The sequence below is a fragment of the Pseudomonas kuykendallii genome, assembly GCF_900106975.1.
GTDB lineage: Bacteria > Pseudomonadota > Gammaproteobacteria > Pseudomonadales > Pseudomonadaceae > Pseudomonas_O > Pseudomonas_O kuykendallii.
Genome location: NZ_FNNU01000004.1, coordinates 117,597 through 130,517, shown reverse-complemented (window position 1 = coordinate 130,517; position 12,921 = coordinate 117,597). Strand labels below are relative to the sequence as shown.

The 12,921-nt window shown below is 66.5% G+C and carries 15 protein-coding genes; 10 read left to right on the top strand and 5 right to left on the bottom strand.

From position 1 onward, the window contains the following. Nucleotides 1-8: 8 nt before the first annotated feature. The 3 genes from BLV15_RS13965 to BLV15_RS13955 form a co-directional block, all read right to left on the bottom strand. Nucleotides 9-1,142, bottom strand: a complete 1,134-nt coding sequence (locus BLV15_RS13965; protein WP_090229398.1) for a Fic family protein — start codon at nucleotides 1,140-1,142, stop codon at nucleotides 9-11. A gap of 105 nt (nucleotides 1,143-1,247) precedes the next feature. After that, the gene (locus BLV15_RS13960; protein WP_090229395.1) at nucleotides 1,248-2,018 is read right to left on the bottom strand and encodes a hypothetical protein; all 771 of its coding nucleotides are present in this window, start codon (nucleotides 2,016-2,018) and stop codon (nucleotides 1,248-1,250) included. A gap of 43 nt (nucleotides 2,019-2,061) precedes the next feature. Then, nucleotides 2,062-3,033, bottom strand: coding sequence for an alpha/beta hydrolase (locus tag BLV15_RS13955; RefSeq protein ID WP_090229392.1), 972 nt, complete (start codon nucleotides 3,031-3,033; stop codon nucleotides 2,062-2,064). A 130-nt stretch (nucleotides 3,034-3,163) separates the two neighbouring features. Between BLV15_RS13955 and aroC the strand changes: the two genes are divergently transcribed. The 5 genes from aroC (at nucleotide 3,164) to BLV15_RS13930 (ending at nucleotide 6,553) form a co-directional block, all read left to right on the top strand. Then, the gene (gene aroC, locus BLV15_RS13950; RefSeq protein ID WP_090229389.1) at nucleotides 3,164-4,255 is read left to right on the top strand and encodes a chorismate synthase; all 1,092 of its coding nucleotides are present in this window, start codon (nucleotides 3,164-3,166) and stop codon (nucleotides 4,253-4,255) included. After that, complete coding sequence (locus BLV15_RS13945; RefSeq protein ID WP_090229387.1) at nucleotides 4,252-5,406, top strand: MFS transporter; 1,155 nt, start codon at nucleotides 4,252-4,254, stop codon at nucleotides 5,404-5,406. The genes aroC and BLV15_RS13945 overlap by 4 nt, the downstream gene beginning before the upstream one ends. A gap of 97 nt (nucleotides 5,407-5,503) precedes the next feature. After that, complete coding sequence (locus BLV15_RS13940; protein ID WP_090229384.1) at nucleotides 5,504-6,049, top strand: 1,2-dihydroxy-3-keto-5-methylthiopentene dioxygenase; 546 nt, start codon at nucleotides 5,504-5,506, stop codon at nucleotides 6,047-6,049. A 107-nt stretch (nucleotides 6,050-6,156) separates the two neighbouring features. Continuing rightward, nucleotides 6,157-6,351 carry a PLDc N-terminal domain-containing protein gene (locus BLV15_RS13935; RefSeq protein WP_090229382.1) on the top strand — a complete coding sequence of 65 codons (195 nt, stop codon included), beginning with the start codon at nucleotides 6,157-6,159 and terminating at the stop codon, nucleotides 6,349-6,351. Between the two features lie 10 nt (nucleotides 6,352-6,361). Then, nucleotides 6,362-6,553: a PLDc N-terminal domain-containing protein gene (locus BLV15_RS13930; protein WP_090229379.1), complete on the top strand. Its 192-nt coding sequence runs from the start codon at nucleotides 6,362-6,364 to the stop codon at nucleotides 6,551-6,553. 2 nt (nucleotides 6,554-6,555) lie between these two features. On the opposite strand, the gene BLV15_RS13925 is transcribed toward BLV15_RS13930, so the two are convergent. Next, nucleotides 6,556-7,050 (bottom strand): methylated-DNA--[protein]-cysteine S-methyltransferase, encoded by a 495-nt coding sequence (locus BLV15_RS13925; RefSeq protein ID WP_090229377.1) that lies wholly within the window; start codon nucleotides 7,048-7,050, stop codon nucleotides 6,556-6,558. 2 nt (nucleotides 7,051-7,052) lie between these two features. Continuing rightward, nucleotides 7,053-7,943, bottom strand: coding sequence for a DNA-3-methyladenine glycosylase family protein (locus BLV15_RS13920; protein WP_090229374.1), 891 nt, complete (start codon nucleotides 7,941-7,943; stop codon nucleotides 7,053-7,055). A 320-nt stretch (nucleotides 7,944-8,263) separates the two neighbouring features. Between BLV15_RS13920 and BLV15_RS13915 the strand changes: the two genes are divergently transcribed. The 5 genes from BLV15_RS13915 to BLV15_RS13895 all read left to right on the top strand — a co-directional run bounded on the left by BLV15_RS13915 (nucleotide 8,264) and on the right by BLV15_RS13895 (nucleotide 12,818). After that, entirely contained in the window at nucleotides 8,264-8,605 is a 342-nt protein-coding gene (locus tag BLV15_RS13915; RefSeq protein ID WP_090229370.1) for a ribonuclease E inhibitor RraB, read from the top strand. A gap of 88 nt (nucleotides 8,606-8,693) precedes the next feature. Next, the gene (locus tag BLV15_RS13910; RefSeq protein WP_090229369.1) at nucleotides 8,694-9,410 is read left to right on the top strand and encodes a type 1 glutamine amidotransferase; all 717 of its coding nucleotides are present in this window, start codon (nucleotides 8,694-8,696) and stop codon (nucleotides 9,408-9,410) included. A 216-nt stretch (nucleotides 9,411-9,626) separates the two neighbouring features. Beyond that, nucleotides 9,627-11,036 carry a circularly permuted type 2 ATP-grasp protein gene (locus BLV15_RS13905; RefSeq protein ID WP_090229366.1) on the top strand — a complete coding sequence of 470 codons (1,410 nt, stop codon included), beginning with the start codon at nucleotides 9,627-9,629 and terminating at the stop codon, nucleotides 11,034-11,036. A 4-nt stretch (nucleotides 11,037-11,040) separates the two neighbouring features. Continuing rightward, nucleotides 11,041-11,994 (top strand): alpha-E domain-containing protein, encoded by a 954-nt coding sequence (locus tag BLV15_RS13900; RefSeq protein WP_090229364.1) that lies wholly within the window; start codon nucleotides 11,041-11,043, stop codon nucleotides 11,992-11,994. Further along, entirely contained in the window at nucleotides 11,991-12,818 is an 828-nt protein-coding gene (locus BLV15_RS13895; RefSeq protein ID WP_090229362.1) for a transglutaminase family protein, read from the top strand. The genes BLV15_RS13900 and BLV15_RS13895 overlap by 4 nt, the downstream gene beginning before the upstream one ends. The last annotated feature ends 103 nt before the right edge of the window (nucleotides 12,819-12,921 follow it).

Here is a 12,921-nt window from a genome sequence, read left to right as displayed (position 1 = left end):
CTCCCGCGCTACGACATTTCCTCGCCGGCGATTCGATAGCGCGTGCTGCGTCCGCCGCCGGGCAGGCGTTGCAGATAACCCTTCTCCAGCAGATCGCCCAGATGGCGTGTGGCGGTGGCCTTGGAGACCTTGGCGACGCTCTGGTACTGCGCGGCGCTGATGCCGTTCTCGAAGCCGCGCTCGCCACCATCCAGCAGGCGATTGAGCACCTTGAGCTGTTCTGTGCCCAGTGCGTGCTGGCGGTGGCGCTGCCAGTAGCGCGACTTCGCCAGCACCCGGTCGATACGCTCCAGCGCCTGCCGCAGGCTGGCGAGCAAGGTGCGCAGGAACCAGTCGAGCCAGGCGCTGATATCCAGGTCGGCTTTCTGGCAGCTCTCCAGTGCGCGGTAGTAACCGGCGCGATCCTCGAGGATGCTGGCGGACATCGCGTGGAAGCGGATGGCCTGGTTTTCCGCCTGCGCCAGCGCCAGGTCGGTGAGGGCGCGGGTCAGGCGGCCGTTGCCGTCGTCGAACGGATGCAGCGTGACGAACCACAGGTGGGCGATGCCGGCGCGCAGCAGCGGATCGAGGCCCGCATCCTGGCGGCTACTGGCGAACCAGGCGAGGAATTCGCCCAGCTGCCGTTCCAGGCCGTCGCGCGGCGGCGCCTCGAAGTGCACGGTGGGGCGGTCGATACGCCCCGATACCACCTGCATCGGCTCGTCCCCGCGCAGCACCCCGACACGGATACGCGGCGAGGCGCTCTGCTCGCTGAACAGCAATCCGTGCCAGCGCAACAGGCGGGCCTCGTCGAGGGGCTGTTCGGCGTGCTGGGTGGCGTCCAGCATCAGTTCGGCGAGGCCCTCGCTACGCGGGCTGACGCGGCCGTCCTGATCCGCCTCCAGGCCGAGTCGGCGGGCCAGCGACGAGCGAACCGAGCCCACGTTGAGCTGTTCGCCCTCGATCGCCGAAGAGGTGACGATGTTCTGCAGCAGCACATCCAGTTCGTCCTCGGCGCCGAGCGAACTGGCCGTCGCGCCTGCCATGCCAAGCAGCCGGCCCTGCGCCTGGGCGCATTCGCGCAGCAGCGGCGCCAATCGCTCCGCCTGCCAGCGAAAATGCGGCCAATCGGGCTGTTGCCAGATCCAGCGTGGGGAGTTCATGGCTGTTCCGCCTGATTCGCTGAGCCGAATGGGAGAGGTTAATCGGCTCATATAGTGAGCCGATTGTCGCCGCTATTCGGCTCATTGTCCAGCGCAGCGGGCGGGTTAGTGAGTGGCGATCCAGATCAGCAGGCCGGCCTGGAAGACCACGAACACGGCCAGGCAGGAAACGGTGAATCGCAGGGTGCCGTCCTCGCGCTTCATCGCATTGATGTTCTCTTCCTGCTTGCGCAGCCTCACATCCTGCTCGCGAAGGTTCTGATCGGCCTGCTGGAGCATCGCCGCGGCGTCGAGCAGCTCGATGATCTGGACCTTTTCCTGATTCCAGTCACCGAGCAGATCGCCAACCTGGGCGGCGGCGTAGCCGGCCTTGAGCTGCAACGCGTCCGGATACTGCACGTCGACACCCTGGCTGCGCAGGAAATGATCGCGGCGCTGGCGCAGCTCGTCGTTGAGCACGTCCTTGAGTGGCAGCGTGCTGGCGGCGATCTGATAGTGGCCCCAGCGCTGCTTCGCCCAACCGATCGCCTGGGCGAGCAGGAAACGACCGAGGCCGCGATTCTGCGGTTCGACCTGCAGGTCGTCGTTGCCCAGGTAAACCACCTTGCGCTGATGGTCGGCCCAGACTTCCAGCACGTTCTGATCGCTGTGCACGATCTGGTTCGGCAACTGCAGCGTCAGCCGCAGCAGGCTCTGCTCACGGCTATGGCGTTCCAGTCGGCCGAGCTGGACGAAGCGCAGCGGGCGCGGGCCGCTGAGGCGGTCGGTCGGCAAGGGCGCCAGGCGCAGCAGACGGAACTGGTCAGCCGCGAGGCCCGCCCAGGGCAGCGCCCTGGTGGTTTCGTTGTCTGGCGGCTGGGAGGGGGTGTCGTTCATCGCGGCGTCCGTGGCTGCTGTCAGCGATTCTGGCCTGCGAGGGTTATCGGCCGTTCTGCGCGTTGCTTAAGGCGAGCGTGCGCTTGATGAACTCGACGATTCCATTGCCCAGGGCATTCGCCAGCGGCAGCTGCGGGTCGTTGTACGAGCCCAGTTGCTGCTCGCGAGCCGCCGGGACGATGCGCAGCACATGGTTCATCCCCGGCACCAGCAGCAGTTCGGCGTCCGGTTTCGCCGAGTGCTGCCGTTCGGCGTCCTCCACGGCGACCTGAATATCGTGCGTACCCTGCACGATCAGCGCCGGCACTTTCACGCTGGCGAAGGCGTCTGCCGGGTCTTGGCGGAACATCGAGATCAGGTACGGCTGCACGCTGGGGCGGAACAGTACCAGCAGGGGCTGGGGCACATCGTCGTGCTCGCGACCCTCCTTGAGTTCGGCGATCAGCCATTGGCTGTAGGCGAGCAACGGCGGCGGGAGCTTGCCTTGCAGCTGTTCGAGCAGCAGCGCATCCAGCGGTCGGCCACTGCCCGAGATCGACACCAGCGCATCGGCGCCGGCGTTCTGCGCGGCGAGGCTGGCGATCAGCGCGCCTTCGCTGTGGCCGATCAGGATCAGCGCGCCGAAACGCGGGTCGGCCTTCAACTGCCGGCTCCAGGCGACGGCGTCCTCGGCATAGCGCTCGACGCTCAGGCTGCGCTCGTCCGGCCCCGCGGGCTGGCTGGCAGCGATCCCGCGCTTGTCGTAGCGCAGGCTGGCGATGCCGTTTCTGGCCAGCACCTGCGCCAGGCGTTTGAGGCTGTCGTTGCGCATCTGCGGATTGTTGCCGTTGCGGTCGGTCGGCCCGGAGCCGGCGATCAGCAGCACAACGGGCAGGCGCTGGTCGCTCTTGGGCAGCATCAGGCTGCCGTGCAGCGTGCCGCTCGGGGTGTCCAGCTCGACGCTGCGGTTGAGGATGGTCTGGGCGAAGGCGAGAGGCGTGAGCATGGTCAGCAACAGGCAGAGGAATGAGCGCATCGGGGTCCGTTCCGCGAGAGTGGTCAGGGCGTGGCGGGGCAGTATGCGCGAGCCGGGTGGGCGGCGAAACCGCCGCAGGCTCGGTTATACTGCCGGCCCTTTTTCGTTTCAGGCCATCGCGGAGCCCTGCATGTCCGGCAATACCTTCGGCAAGCTGTTCACCGTCACCACCGCCGGCGAAAGCCACGGCCCGGCGCTGGTCGCCATCGTCGACGGCTGCCCGCCGGGGCTGGATCTGAGCCTGGACGACCTGCAGCGCGACCTCGACCGGCGCAAGCCCGGCACCAGCCGGCACACCACCCAGCGCCAGGAAGCCGACGAGGTGGAAATCCTTTCCGGCGTGTTCGAGGGCAAGACCACCGGACACTCCATCGGTCTGCTGATCCGCAATACCGACCAGAAGTCCAAGGACTACTCGGCGATCAAGGACCTGTTCCGCCCGGCCCACGCCGACTACAGCTACCACCACAAATACGGCATCCGCGATTACCGGGGCGGCGGTCGCAGCTCGGCGCGCGAGACGGCGATGCGCGTCGCCGCGGGCGCCATCGCCAAGAAGTATCTGGCGACGATGGGCATCTCGGTGCGCGGCTACATGAGCCAGCTCGGTCCCATCGAGATCCCCTTCAAAGGCTGGGAAAGCGTCGAGCAGAACGCCTTCTTCAGTCCCGATCCGGACAAGGTGCCGGAGCTGGAGGCCTACATGGACCAGCTGCGCCGCGATCAGGATTCCGTCGGTGCGAAGATCACCGTGGTCGCCGAAGGAGTGCCGCCGGGGCTTGGCGAGCCGATTTTCGATCGCCTCGACGCGGAGCTGGCGCATGCACTGATGAGCATCAACGCGGTGAAAGGCGTGGAAATCGGTGCCGGTTTCGCCTGCGTCGCCCAGCGCGGCACCGAGCACCGCGACGAGCTGACGCCTGCCGGCTTCCTGTCCAACAACGCCGGCGGCGTGCTGGGCGGCGTGTCCTCGGGGCAACCCATAGTCGCGCACCTGGCGCTCAAGCCGACCTCCAGCATCACCACGCCGGGCCGTTCGATCGATGTCGACGGCAATCCGCTCGAGGTCATCACCAAGGGCCGCCACGACCCCTGCGTCGGCATACGTGCCACGCCGATCGCCGAGGCGATGATGGCCATCGTGCTGCTCGATCACTTGCTCCGTCATCGCGCCCAGAACGCCGACGTCCGGGTAGCCACGCCGGTACTCGGCCAGCTGTGACCGCCGCCGCATTGCCTTACTGGCGGCTGTCGGGCTTCTACTTCTTCTATTTCTGCCTGCTCGGCGGTACGGCGCCGTTCCTCGGCCTGTACTTCGCCCATCTCGGCTTTTCACCGGCGAGGATAGGCGAGCTGGTGGCGATTCCCATGCTGATGCGCTGCATCGCCCCGAACCTGTGGGGTTGGCTGGGCGACGTGACCGGTCGGCGCCTGGCCATCGTGCGGTTCGGCGCGCTGTGCACGCTGGCCGGCTTCGCGCTGATCCTGTTCGACAAGCGCTACGCCTGGCTGGCGCTGGTGATGGCGCTGCATGCGTTCTTCTGGCACGCGGTGCTGCCGCAGTTCGAGGTGATCACCCTGGCGCACCTGCGCGAGCAGGCGGCGCGCTACAGTCAGATCCGCCTGTGGGGCAGCATCGGCTTCATTTGCACGGTGGTCGGGCTGGGCGAGCTGTTCGACCGGTTCAGTCTGGACGCTTATCCCTGGGCGCTGATCGTGATCATGCTCGGCATTCTCGCCAGCAGCCTCTGGGTGCCGGACGCGCGCCCCGAGTTTCGCGGGCCAGGTCTGGGCGAGGGTGGCTTCATCGCCCAGCTGCGGCGTCCCGGCGTGGCGGCGTTCTACCTCTGCGTGGGGCTGATGCAACTGTCCCACGGCCCGTACTACACCTTCCTCAGCATCCACCTGGAAACGCTCGGCTACAGCCGCGCGACCATCGGCCAGCTGTGGGCGCTGGGCGTGGTGGCGGAGGTCATCCTGTTCATCGGCATGGCGCGGATACTCGGGCGTTTCTCGTTGCGCCAGGTGCTGCTCGCCTGCTTCCTGCTGGCAGCGCTGCGCTGGCTGCTCCTGGGCGGGCTGGCCGGACACCTGTGGGTGCTACTGCTGGCGCAGCTGATGCACGCGGCCACCTTCGGCGCCTTCCACGCCGCGGCGATCCACTTCGTCCAGCGCAGCTTCGGGCCGCGCCAGCAGGGCCAGGGCCAGGCGCTGTACGCCGCCCTTGCCGGCATCGGTGGCGCGCTTGGCGCGGTGTATTCCGGCTACACCTGGAACGCCCTGGGCGCGTTCTGGACCTTCGCCATCGCCAGCCTGGCGGCGCTGGGCGCGGCGGCGATCATCGCGCTGCCGAGCAGATCGACGCCGGACTGAGGCCGCCCCTCCGTCTACCTGATCCGCCGCCCCGGCCGTTACACTGGCTGCCCCGCGCGCTGCCGCGCCGAGCCGCTCCCCGATGCTGGAGAACCGCATGAGCCGCCTGTCCGTCTACCACCTGTCGAACCCCCAGTCGCCGAACAAGGTGCTCAGCCACTTCGAGGACATCGCCTCGACCCTCGATGCGGTCGGCGTGTGCTTCGAGCGCTGGGAGGCCGCGCAGCCGGTTCGCCCCGGCGCCGAACCGAACGCGGTGATCGCCGCCTACCGGGCGCAGATCGACCGCTTGATGAGCGAGCGGAGTTACGTCGCCGTGGACGTGGTCAGCGTCAACCGTGACCACCCGCAGAAGGCCGAGCTGCGTGCCCGGTTTCTCGAGGAGCACCGGCATGCAGAGGACGAGGTGCGTTTCTTCGTTGCAGGTCGCGGCCTGTTCAACCTGCATATCGACGACTACGTCTATGCCGTGCTCTGCGAGAAGAACGACCTGATTTCGGTGCCGGCCGGCTCCCGACACTGGTTCGACATGGGCGAGGAGCCGGATTTCATCGCCATTCGCCTGTTCAACGACCCGCAGGGCTGGCAGGCGTCCTTCACCGGCGACTCGATCGCCAGCCAGTTCCCGCCGCTGGAGTACTGAGGGTGGACGGCCGCTGCCGGTGGGTGAGGGCGCCTGCTTCGCGGATTGCGCTGAACCTCTGACCGCCTGTCGCGATCCTAATTAGACCGATCATTAGGAGAAATCTCATGGATGCGTTTGGTGGTGTGCTTGGCCTGATCATCTTTGCCCTGGATATCTGGGCGATCATCAACGTGCTGCGTAGCGGTACGGATACCGGCAAGAAGATTCTCTGGATTCTGCTGATCGTGATCCTGCCAGTGCTGGGACTGATCATCTGGGCCGTCGCCGGCCCGCGCGGCAGCGGTGCCGCGCGACTCTGAGGACCCCGACATGGGAATGACCTACGGCGCCATCGGTGCGCTGCTCCTGGCGCTGCACCTGTGGGCCATCTACCAGGTGCTGAGCAGCGACTCGGCGCGACGGGTCAAGGTGATATGGGTTGCGCTGATCGCCCTGTTTCCCGTCCTGGGGTTGTTCAACTGGTTCGTGATGGGGCCGCGGGCGCGCCGCCTCGCGCGCTGACCTCAGAACGCCAGTCTGGCCTGCGCCGGCAGGCTGGCGCCTTCCAGCTCCAGCAACAGTGCCTTGCGCACCAGCCCGCCGGCATACCCGGTGAGGCTTCCGTCGCTGCCGATCACCCGGTGACAGGGAACGATCACGGCGAGCGGATTGGCGCCATTGGCGGTGCCGACCGCGCGAACGGCGCTGGGCCGACCGATGCGTTCGGCCTGCTGGCGATAACTGCGGGTTTCGCCGAAGGGGATTTCCAGCAGCGCCTGCCACACCGCCCGCTGAAAGGCGGTTCCCTGTGGCGCCAGCGGCAGGTCGAAACGGCGCCGCCGGCCGCCGAAATACTCGTCCAGTTGCTGACACGCCTCATCCAGCTGGCGTTCCGCCCGCGTCCAGCTCGTCTGTGGCGGCAGATGCGTCTGCTCGTCCATGTGCACCAGGTTCAGGCCGGCGTCGCTGCCGACCAGCAGCAGGCGACCGAGTGGGCTGTCGAGGTAGCGGTAGTGCATGGTCAGGCTCCCGAATAGTTGTGCCAGAGGTGCAGCGCCGCATAGGCTCGCCAGGGGCGCCAGGCCTCGGCGCGGGCCTGGAGCTGGCGGGCGCTGATGCCGGACGCGCCCCACAGCGGCGCCTTCAACAGGCCGAGGTCGGCGGCGGGGAAGGCGTCCGCCGCGCCGAAGCCGCGCAGGGCGATGTACTCGGCGGTCCAGGGGCCGATGCCAGGCAGTTCGCGCAGGCGCCTCACCAGGTCCTCCGGGCCGTCTTCCACATGCAGTCGCAGCGTACCCTCGGCAACCGCAGCGGCGAAACGTTGCAGCGTCTGCACCCGTTTGCCGGGCATGCCGATGAGCGCGAGGTCGGCGTCGGCGATCGCGGCGGGTGTGGGAAAGAGTCGCTGTGGCTGGTCAGCCGGCGTGTCGGGCAGCGTTTCGCCGAGACGTTCCACCAGGCGCCGGGTGATAGTCACGGCCGCCTTGACGGTGACCTGCTGGCCGACGATGGCACGCACCGCCTGCTCGAACGGATCGAACGCGGCGGGAAGGCGCAGTGGGGGGTGACGCGCCAGCAGCGGGCCGAGCAGCGCATCGTTGCCCAGGTGCGCGGCGATCCTGTCGAGGTCGGCATCCAGGTCGAACATCCGGCGCACCTTGGGCACCAGTGCCTGGGTCAGCTCGCGGGCTTCGGCGCCGACGGTCAGCGCCAGGGCGTGCTCGTCGGGCAGCGGGCTGACGGCGAACCAGCTGCGCACCTCGCCTATGCGAAAGCTGCGGGCGTAGCGTTGCTCGTCCAGTAGCTCGACGCCCGGCAGCAGGCGCTGGGCGAAGAAGCGCCGGAAATGCTGCCAGTCCCACGGGGGCAGATACGGCAGACGCAGCGTTTGGTGGTGGTAAAGGTCATTCATGGGCCGACTGTAGCAGCGTGGCGTGGCCCGTCTGCAGCGAAACGCGCTTTCATACTCGCGCCCCGGTGGCGTGTCCGACAAAAGGCGAGGACGCCGGCGTCGCCGCAAGGTCCATTGAAATGAAGGGAGCGACAGGGTTCGCAGGATGACGCTAACCTGCAGGAACGGGCCTCGGCATTCGCCCCACGGAATGCCACCCGGGAACCGGTCGCTCCGCGCTTCATCCCCGCTTGATCCCGTACGGCATCGCCGCGTGCCGAGAGGCGTTCGCCTTACGACGAGAGGGTCAATCGAGCCATCGCCTGAGAGGAGTTCATTGCATGAGCACAACCTTCCAAGATGATGTCAGCACCTCCGTACTGCGCCGCATGAAAGAAGGCGGTTTCGACTTTGCCCGCGTCCATCCGATCGAGTTCTACGCCTTGTTTCCCGACGAGGACGGCGCCCGTTCGGCCGCCACGAATTTTCGTGGCGAATCCTTGAATACGCAGATTTCCCCGCTGGATGACGGCATCTGGCACCTGCAGGTCAGCAAGGTGATGTACGCCACCCACGAGGGCATCGACGACTTCGAGCAGGGGCTCGAATCCGTCGTCGAGCCTTTGGGGGGCGTACTCGATGGCTGGGGCGTGACTCAGGAGCTTTCCGCGCCCGGCGTCTGATGCACGCACGCGGGCGCCGGCCTCGGTCGGCGCCCGCGCTCGACCTGTCGCGACCCTTCCGCCAGACTGGCGACAAACTGGAGGGGCCATGAGCGATATCCTGATTCTTACCCACGCCGATTTCTGTTCACCCGGCCATTTGGCCGAAACGCTCGATGCCCAGGGCCTGGCGTTCGACGTACTGCGCGTCGACCAGGGCGATCTGGACGGCTACGACCTTGACCGTCCACGCGCCGTCGCGGTGATGGGCGGCCCGATGAGCGTCAACGATCCCTTGCCCTGGCTGGCCACCGAAGACGCCGCGTTGCGGCATTTCATTGAGCGCGACATTCCGCTGATCGGCCATTGCCTGGGCGGGCAGCTGCTGGCGAAAACACTCGGGGCGCGCGTCACGCGGATGCCCTACAGCGAAATCGGCTGGAAGACCCTGTGCCGCTGCGACGGCGAGCATGCCAGCCCATGGCTCGACGGGCTGGCCGACTCTGTGGAGGTGTTTCAGTGGCATGGCGACACCTTCGAGTTGCCGGCCGGTGCGCAACGCCTATTCGCCAGCGACTGGTGTGGCAACCAGGGGTTCGCCTGGGGCGACAAGGTATTGGGCCTGCAGGGGCACCCGGAGATGACTGAGGAACTGGTGCGCCTGTGGGTGAACGACTGGGGTCACCTGCTCGACAGCCGTCAACCCAGCCAGCAAAGCGGCGCGCAGATGCTGGAAGACCTTTCGGCCCGCGTGGGCGCCCTCAATCGGGTGGCCGACGTTTTCTATCGTCACTGGTTGAAACTGGCTCTGCGGGAAACCGTCTGATGGGGAGGAAATAGCTCAGCGAGGTGGGGCTGAACAGGGGCTGCCCCGTCCGCCACAGACGCTTTCAAATGGGGCGTTGTGCTGATCAGGAATTGCCGTGCGTGCGCAGGTTTGGTGCAAGGATATTTGGGTTGTTCTTCAACTCATTGAATTGATTGGTTTTTACCGCTGGCATGAGGCTTGCGATGCTCTTGCTGACCGGACAAGGAGTACGGCATGTCCCGCAATTTTTTTGACGAGATGCACGATGCGAACGGCGACTGCCGGGCGCACTACCGGGAGTTCGCCCGCTGGCTGGCGGAAACGCCTGAAGAGCAACTGGCGCAGCGCCGCCGCGAAGCCGATCTGCTGTTCCACCGTGCCGGTATCACCTTCACCCTTTACGGTGACGAGCAAGGTACCGAGCGACTGATTCCCTTCGACATCATTCCCCGCAGCATTCCCGCGAGCGAATGGCGCATCGTCGAGAAGGGCTGCATCCAGCGCGTCCAGGCGCTGAACATGTTCCTCGCCGACCTCTACCACGAGCAGCGCATCATCAAGGCCGGGATCATTCCCGCCGAGCAGGTGCTGGCGAACGAAGGCTACCAGCTGGCGATGCGCGGGCTGAACCTGCACCGCGATATCTACGCGCACATCGCCGGGGTCGACCTGGTGCGCGACGGCGACGGCAGCTACTACGTGCTGGAAGACAACCTGCGCACGCCGAGCGGCGTCAGCTACATGCTCGAAGACCGCAAGATGATGATGCGGCTGTTCCCCGAGCTGTTCTCGGCGCAGCGCATCGCACCGATCGGCCATTACCCGAACATGCTGCTGGACACCCTCAAGTGCGCCAGCCCGATGGACAACCCGAGCGTCGTGGTGCTCACGCCGGGGCGCTTCAACAGCGCCTACTTCGAACACGCGTTCCTCGCCCGCGAGATGGGCGTGGAGCTGGTGGAAGGCGCGGACCTGTTCGTCCGCGACGAGAAGGTGTTCATGCGCACCACCGCCGGCGCGCGCCCGGTGGACGTGATCTACCGCCGCCTCGACGATGCCTTCCTCGACCCGCTGGCGTTCAACCCGGACTCCATGCTGGGCGTGCCCGGGCTGCTGTCGGCCTATCGCTCGGGCAACGTGGTGCTGGCCAACGCCATCGGCACTGGCGTGGCGGACGACAAATCGGTCTACCCGTTCGTCACCGACATGATCCGCTTCTACCTCAGCGAGGAGCCGATCCTGAAGAACGTGCCGACCTGGCAATGCCGCAAGCCGGCCGAGTTGTCCCACGTACTGGCCAACCTGCCGGAGCTGGTGGTCAAGGAAACCCAGGGTTCCGGCGGCTACGGGATGCTGGTCGGCCCGGCTGCCAGCAGCGCGGAGATCGAGGATTTCCGCCAGCGCATCATCGCCCGGCCGGAGGCCTACATCGCGCAGCCGACGCTGAGCCTGTCGACCTGCCCGACCTTCGTCGAGAAGGGCATCGCGCCGCGCCACATCGACCTGCGCCCCTTTGTCCTGACTGGCCGCGAAACGCAGCTGGTTCCCGGCGGTCTTACCCGAGTGGCCTTGCGCGAGGGATCGCTGGTGGTCAACTCGTCGCAGGGCGGCGGAACCAAGGACACCTGGGTAGTGGAGGATTAAGGGAATGCTTTCGAGAACGGCCTCTGACCTGTACTGGATGTCACGTTACCTGGAGCGCGCGGAGAACCTCGCGCGCATGCTCGACGTCAGTTACTCGCTGTCGCTGATGCCGCACGACGGACGCGGCGACGGCCTCGACGAACTGGCGATGCCGCTGCTGATCACCGGCACCTTCGACGATTACCTCGAGCTGCATGGCCAGCTCAACGCCGAGCGCATGCTGCACTTCTTCGCCTTCGATGCGAACAACCCGGCGAGCATCTACAGCTGCCTGGGCGCCGCACGCACCAATGCACATGCCGTACGCGGGCGCATCACCGCGGACATGTGGGAAAACATCAACGCCACCTGGCTGGAAATGCGCGGCATCGCCCAGCAGGGCCTCGGCGGGTACGGCATCAGCCGGTTCTGCGAGTGGGTCAAGGAGCGTTCGCACCTGTTCCGTGGCGCCACCTTCGGCACCATCATGCGCAGCGATTCCTACCGCTTCATTCGCCTGGGAACCTTCATCGAGCGCGCCGACAACACACTGCGTCTGCTCGATGCGCGCTATGAGCTGCTCGGCGAGGAAGACGACATCGACGACCGCTCGGCGCGCGCCTACTACCAGTGGAGCGCCTTGCTGCGCGCGTTGTCCTCGTTCGAGGCCTTCGCCGAGATCTACCGCGGCTCGCCGCACGCGCGGAAGGTAGCCGAACTGCTCCTGCTGCGTCCGGACGTGCCACGCTCGCTGCGCGCCTGTCTGGAGGAACTGAACCTGATTCTTTCCAGTCTGCCCGGCGACAACGGCCGGCCCGCACAACGACTGGCCGCGGAAATGGACGCCCGCCTGCGTTACAGCAGCATCGAAGAAGTGCTCAACGGCGAGGAAGGCCTGCACGGCTGGATCACCGAGTTCATCCAACTGGTGGGCCAGCTCGGAAGCGCCATCCATATTTCCTATCTGGAGGCGGCATGAGATTGTCCATCAGCCACGACACCACCTATCACTACGATGATCAGGTGCGCACCAGCATCCAGTACCTGCGCCTGACGCCCCACGACAGCGAGCGCCAGCACGTACTCAACTGGCAGCTCAACCTGCCGCGCCCGGTGCGCGCGCAGCTCGACCCCTTCGGCAACATCCTTCACGTGCTGACCATGGACGAACCGCACGATGACCTGATCATCAGCGCCAGCGGCGAAGTCGACATCGACGAGCACTGCGAAGCCGAGCACGACGACCAGTCGGCGTATCCGTACCTGCGCTTCACCCGACTGACCCAGCCGGACGAGGCGCTGCGCGAGTTCGCCCACCAGCAGTGCAATAGCCACCGCGATCGCGATGCACTGATCCGCCTGATGAATGCACTGAGCGAACGGATCGTCTACACCCCCGGCTCCACCAAGGTCGACAGCAGCGCCGCCGAAGCCTTTGCCGGCAAGAGCGGCGTCTGCCAGGACCACACCCACGCGTTCCTCGCCTGCGCGCGCAGCCTGGGCATCCCGGCGCGCTACGTCTCCGGCTATATCTACACCGAGGACGCCGGCCACCTGGCCAGTCACGCCTGGGCGGAAGCCTGGCTGAGCGACGCCTGGTACAGCTTCGACGTGACCAACGGCCTGTCGCGCCCGGAGCGCCACCTGAAACTCGCCGTAGGGCTGGATTACCTCGATGCCTGCCCGGTTCGCGGCATGCGCCGTGGCGGCGGCGTCGAGCAGATGCACGCCAAGGTGCTGGTGTCGCCGACCCTGTCGCAATCGCAATCCCAGGGGCAGTCGCAGGGTCAGACCCAGCAGTGAGGGCCCGCCGCGCGCAATCGGCGACGATGCGCGCTGCTCAAGTTGTAAAATGAGTGCTCCAGGCTGTCGGTGCAAAACCGACAACCTGGCGCTCAATCAACTC

Bases quoted from the DNA above. Each gene is read 5' to 3' on its own strand.
- BLV15_RS13925 (WP_090229377.1), bottom strand. From the start codon at position 7,050: ATGCACTACCGCTACCTCGACAGCCCACTCGGTCGCCTGCTGCTGGTC.
- BLV15_RS13900 (WP_090229364.1), top strand. From the start codon at position 11,041: ATGCTTTCGAGAACGGCCTCTGACCTGTACTGGATGTCACGTTACCTG.
- BLV15_RS13940 (WP_090229384.1), top strand. From the start codon at position 5,504: ATGAGCCGCCTGTCCGTCTACCACCTGTCGAACCCCCAGTCGCCGAAC.
- BLV15_RS13910 (WP_090229369.1), top strand. From the start codon at position 8,694: ATGAGCGATATCCTGATTCTTACCCACGCCGATTTCTGTTCACCCGGC.
- BLV15_RS13955 (WP_090229392.1), bottom strand. From the start codon at position 3,033: ATGCGCTCATTCCTCTGCCTGTTGCTGACCATGCTCACGCCTCTCGCC.
- BLV15_RS13895 (WP_090229362.1), top strand. From the start codon at position 11,991: ATGAGATTGTCCATCAGCCACGACACCACCTATCACTACGATGATCAG.
- BLV15_RS13935 (WP_090229382.1), top strand. From the start codon at position 6,157: ATGGATGCGTTTGGTGGTGTGCTTGGCCTGATCATCTTTGCCCTGGAT.
- BLV15_RS13915 (WP_090229370.1), top strand. From the start codon at position 8,264: ATGAGCACAACCTTCCAAGATGATGTCAGCACCTCCGTACTGCGCCGC.
- BLV15_RS13960 (WP_090229395.1), bottom strand. From the start codon at position 2,018: ATGAACGACACCCCCTCCCAGCCGCCAGACAACGAAACCACCAGGGCG.
- BLV15_RS13965 (WP_090229398.1), bottom strand. From the start codon at position 1,142: ATGAACTCCCCACGCTGGATCTGGCAACAGCCCGATTGGCCGCATTTT.
- aroC (WP_090229389.1), top strand. From the start codon at position 3,164: ATGTCCGGCAATACCTTCGGCAAGCTGTTCACCGTCACCACCGCCGGC.
- BLV15_RS13905 (WP_090229366.1), top strand. From the start codon at position 9,627: ATGTCCCGCAATTTTTTTGACGAGATGCACGATGCGAACGGCGACTGC.
- BLV15_RS13920 (WP_090229374.1), bottom strand. From the start codon at position 7,943: ATGAATGACCTTTACCACCACCAAACGCTGCGTCTGCCGTATCTGCCC.
- BLV15_RS13930 (WP_090229379.1), top strand. From the start codon at position 6,362: ATGGGAATGACCTACGGCGCCATCGGTGCGCTGCTCCTGGCGCTGCAC.